Source organism: Lentzea indica (assembly GCF_012184385.1).
GTDB lineage: Bacteria > Actinomycetota > Actinomycetes > Mycobacteriales > Pseudonocardiaceae > Lentzea > Lentzea indica.
In genome coordinates this window covers 1-4,513 of sequence record NZ_VSRL01000422.1, presented here as the reverse complement: position 1 = coordinate 4,513, position 4,513 = coordinate 1, and the positions used below count along the sequence as shown (strand labels likewise).

At 70.9% G+C, this 4,513-nt stretch carries 4 protein-coding genes; 2 read left to right on the top strand and 2 right to left on the bottom strand.

Features of this window, described 5'->3' with window-relative positions; all coding sequences use genetic code 11:
• On the top strand, positions 1-261 hold a 261-nt coding region (locus tag FXN61_RS47540; protein ID WP_167980354.1), incomplete at its 5' end, for a response regulator transcription factor.
• Between the two features lie 66 nt (positions 262-327).
• Here FXN61_RS47540 and FXN61_RS47535 read toward each other — a convergent pair.
• Positions 328-2,097, bottom strand: a complete 1,770-nt coding sequence (locus FXN61_RS47535; protein ID WP_167980353.1) for a fatty acyl-AMP ligase — start codon at positions 2,095-2,097, stop codon at positions 328-330.
• Entirely contained in the window at positions 2,097-3,779 is a 1,683-nt protein-coding gene (locus FXN61_RS47530) for a fatty acyl-AMP ligase (protein ID WP_167980352.1), read from the bottom strand. Before FXN61_RS47530 ends, FXN61_RS47535 begins: the two co-directional genes overlap by 1 nt.
• A gap of 180 nt (positions 3,780-3,959) precedes the next feature.
• Between FXN61_RS47530 and FXN61_RS47525 the strand changes: the two genes are divergently transcribed.
• Positions 3,960-4,513 (top strand): beta-ketoacyl synthase N-terminal-like domain-containing protein (locus FXN61_RS47525; RefSeq protein WP_281360884.1); only part of this gene is annotated, 554 nt, incomplete at its 3' end.

Genomic DNA, 4,513 nt, shown 5'->3' with positions numbered 1-4,513 from the left:
GGGCGTGACCCAACTGGACGGACGCAGCGGCCAGGCACGGTGGCGGCGGCCCTGACCCCGCGGTCCACCGGGCGCGTCACGGACCGCGAGACCGAGGTGCTGCGGCTGATCGCGTCCGGCGCCACGAACCGGGAGATCGCCGCGCGCCTGTTCCTGAGCGAGGGCACGGTGAAGAACCACATCTCCCGCATCCTGAGCCGCCTCGGCCTGCGTGACCGCACCCAGGCCGCGCTGTATGCGCGCGATCATGGCGTGCTTTGAGCGTCACCGCTTGCACGGGCCCGCCTCTTTCGTGATCACCGGACGCCTGCAGCTACCTGGGTGAAGTCAACGCCCACTTCCGGATCCGAGGCCCGCCGAGCCGAGCGCACCCGCCGTGTAAGCGTCCCGGCATCCGGCGCGCAGCAGTTTGCCGCTGGAACTGCGCGGCAACGACCCCGGCGGAACCACCGCGACGTCGTCGACCCGCACGCCGTGTCCGGTGTGGACGGTCCGCCGCACCGCGATCGCGACCTCTTCCGCGTCGGCCACGCCGAGCATCTCCACCAGCACGACGACCTGTTCGCGTTGCCCGTCGTCGACGCCGAGCACGCAGCACGCGAGCACGGCGGGATGCGCGGTTTCCGCAGTGGCTTCCAGGTCGTGCGGGTGGTGGTTCGCGCCGGCGATGATGATCACCTCTTTGGCGCGGCCGGTGACGAACAGTTCGCCGTCCCAGCGGAAGCCGGTGTCGCCGGTGCGCAGGAACGTGCCGCGTCTGCCGGGAAGCTCTGCGTGGAACACCTCGTCCGGCCGGTTCCAGTAGCCGGTGCCGACGCTCGGGCTCTGCACGAAGATCTCCCCTGCCTCGCCTTCCGCGCACTCCTGCAGGGTGTCCGGATCGGCGACCACCAGCGTGATCGACGGCGAGACGGGACCGCAGCTCACCAGCCGCCTGCCTCCCGGCGGGTCGACCGGCCGGGCCCGTCCCCTGGTCAGGGCGTCGGCGTCGCAGCGCAACACCACCGGTCCCTCGCCGACCACGGCGCTGGTGACCATCACCGTGGACTCCGCGAGGCCGTATCCCGGCACGAGCGTGCCCCTGCGCAGGCCCGTGGGGGCGAACACCTCGCAGAACCGGTCGAGCGTCTCGGCCCTGACCGGCTCGCCGCCGATGAGCGCCATCTCCCAGCCGCTCAGGTCGAGGCTCGCCATCTGGACCTCGGAGATGCGCCGCACGCACAGGTCGAACGCGAAGTTGGGCGCGCAGCTGTCCACCCTGCCGAGCTGCGAGATCAAGCGCAGCCAGCTGATCGGGCTGCGGACGAACACCCCGGCCGGGAACAGGACCGCGGACCGGCCTGCGTAGAGCGGATCGAGCACGCCGCCGATCAGGCCCATGTTGTAGTGCGACGGCAGCCACGACACGCTCGGCGGGCGGGGCAGCCCTTCGTCGTCGGACGCGCGGTACAGGTTCTGGTGGATCAGTTCGAGGTTGTGCAGGACGTTGCCGTGGGTGAGCGTCACACCTTTGGGCTCACCGGTCGATCCGGAGGAGTACTGCAGGTAGGCCGGCGTGTTGATGCCGATGCCGGGCGGCGTCCACCGCTCGGCGAGCACCGGCTCCGTCTCGTCGATCGCGACCCGCACCAGGCCGGCGAGTGCCGGGGACTCCTCGACCACCGCGAGGCACTTTGCGAACGTGAGACCGGTGGAGAGCAGCAGCTCTGGCCCGCAGCTCGCGACGATCGACTCGATCCGGCCCACCTTCAGACTCGTGCGGGTGCCGTCGAGCGGCGCGACCGGCACCGCGATCAGCCCGGCGTACAGGCAGCCGAGGAACGCGATGTGGAAGTCCAGACCGGGCTCGAAGCACAGCAGCGCGCGGGTGCCGCTGGGCGCGAGCTCGGTGAGCTGGACCGCCAACGCCCGTGCCCGGCGGTCGAGGTCGGCCAGCGTCAGCGCGTCCCACTCCGTTCGTCCGTCTGCGTAGAAGGAGTACGCGCGCATGTCGGGCTCGGCGGCGGTACGGGCCTGGCACAGGTCGACCAGCGTGGTGAACTTGCTCCTGCCGCCCGCGACGCCCTTCGGCAGCCGCACTCCGTTGCGGATGTGCATCACTTGTCTCCCAACATGAGCGCGCGGCAGGCGGAACGGCGGAGTTTGCCGCTCGTGGTGAGCGGCAACGTGCCGGGCGACAGCAGCGCGACCCGGCTGAGCACCACTCCGTTCTCCGCGTGCACCGCCGCGGAGACGGCGTACCTGATCTCGTCGGGGGACGTGGTGCGGTGGCGGTGCTCGACTTCGGCGAACACCACGACGTCCGTGCCGTCCATCACCGCGCACGCCGTCCGCACCGCGGCATGGCTTCCCACCACGGTCGCCTCGATGTCGTACGGGTAGAGCTGGCGGCCGTCGACCTCGAGCAGGTCCGGGATCCGGCAGGTGACGAAGAGCTGGCCCTCGAACAGGAATCCCAGGTTCCCGGTGCGCAGGAAACGGTGATCTCCCACCGGTGCGCGGAAAGTGCGTTCGGTGCCTGCGGGGTCGTTCCAGTACCCGGCGCCGATGCTGGGGCCGGACACGAGGATCTCGCCGACCTCGCCTGGTCCGAGCGGCGCGCAGGTCTCCGGATCCACGATGACCACGTCCAGCGACGGGTCCGGTTCGCCGCAGCCGACCAGGCTCCGCGCGCCGGCGCCGCTCGACGCCCGCTCGACCCTCCCCCGCTCCAGCGCGGCCGAGTCGAACGGGCGCACGACCGGTTGTCCTTCCAGCGGACCGCCGCTGATCAGCACGGTCGACTCCGCCATGCCGTAGCTGGGGAAGAACGCCTCGCGGCGGAACCCGCACTTGGCGAACCGCGCCGCGAACCGGTCGATCGTCGACGCGCGCAGCGGCTCGTCGCTGATCGCGGCGATGCGCCAGCGGCTCAGGTCGAGGCCGTCCCGCTGGTCGTCGGTCACCCGGCGCAGGCACAGCTCGTACCCGAGGCTGGGCGAGGCGGCGATCTCCGCGCCGTAGCGGGAGATCGCCCGCAACCAGTTGGCGGGCACCCGTGCGAAGGACTGCGCGGACATCAGCACGGACAGCTGGCCGAGGAAGAGCGGTTGCAGCACACCGCCGATGAGACCCATGTCGTGGAACACCGGCAGCCAGGACACCGTCGGTGCGAGCCGTCCGTAGTCCTCGTCCGGTCGTGAGCCACCCCGGACGATGAGCTGGAGGTTGTGCAGCACTCCCGCGTGGGTCAGCACCACGCCCTTGGGCCTGCCGGTGGTGCCGGAGGTGTACTGCAGGTAGGCGATCTCGTTCTGCTCATCCGGCTCGCACCACTCGGACTCGCCGTCCGTGACGGAGTCCGTGGCGACCGGAACGATCCGCCGGTCGCGCAGAATCGCCTGTACCCCGGGCAGCATGTCCGATGTGGACAGAAGGAGCTCCGGATCGCAGTCCTCGGCGATGGCGAGCAACCGGGTGTGCCGGGCGTCGCCTGACGCACGGCGCACCGGAGGGGCCGGTACGGCGATGATTCCGGCGTACAGGCAACCCATGAAGGCCGCCACGAAGTCGAGTCCCGGTGGATGGCACAGCAGTGCGCGCGATCCCGGCGTCGCGAGCGATCGCAGCCGTACGGCGATCGCGCGTGCCCGGCGGTCCAGCTCCCCGTAGGTGAGCGAGGCCGATTCCACGACACCGCTCTCCAGGAACACGAACGCGCGTTCCTCGCCTCTGTACGCGGCGTGTCTGCGACACAGTTCCGCCAGGTTCGCCACGTCCACCACCGTTTCCGCTGACACCGCGCATCAACTCCCGTCCGAGGGCGATTTTCCTTGCGGTGCGGACGTTACGGAGATCAGGCGGCGCCGTAATCGGTCGCGCGACGGAGGCGCGGATCCGTCTCGCGACCGCTGCCGCCGCGGGCACGATGGTGTTCTCCTCGATGTATGGCTCATGAACGCACGTTCCTCAACTTCTCCATGCTGCACCCGTCCCTGCCTCCGTTGCCGGGAGGAGAGGAGGAGATCGTCGTCACCGGTCTGGGCATGACGACTCCCCAGGGTGGCGACGTACCGTCCACTTGGGACGGACTGCTGGCCGGCACCTCCGGCGTGCGCCTGCTCGACGAGCCGTGGGCGGCCGATCTGCCCGTGCGGCTCGGCGCGCCGGTGCGCGAGGATCCCGGGACGTTGCTCGACCGCGTGGCACGTCGCCGGATGGACCGCTGCCAGCAGCTCGCCGTCGTGGCGGCTCGGCAGGCGTGGGCGGACGCCGGAGCGCCGGAGGTGGAGCCGGAACGCCTGGCGGTGGTGTTCGGCACCGGACTGGGCGGCGGTGGCACGCTGGTCGAGCAGTACGACCGGTGTCAGGAGCTCGGTCCCGACCGCGTGTCGCCGTTCACCGTCACGATGCTCATGCCGAACGGCCCGGCGGCCGCGGTGAGCATGGATCTCGGTGCGCGAGGCGGTGCGCACGCCCCCACCAGCGCGTGCGCGTCCGGCGCGGAGGCGCGATCGCCCCTGGGTGCCGCGCT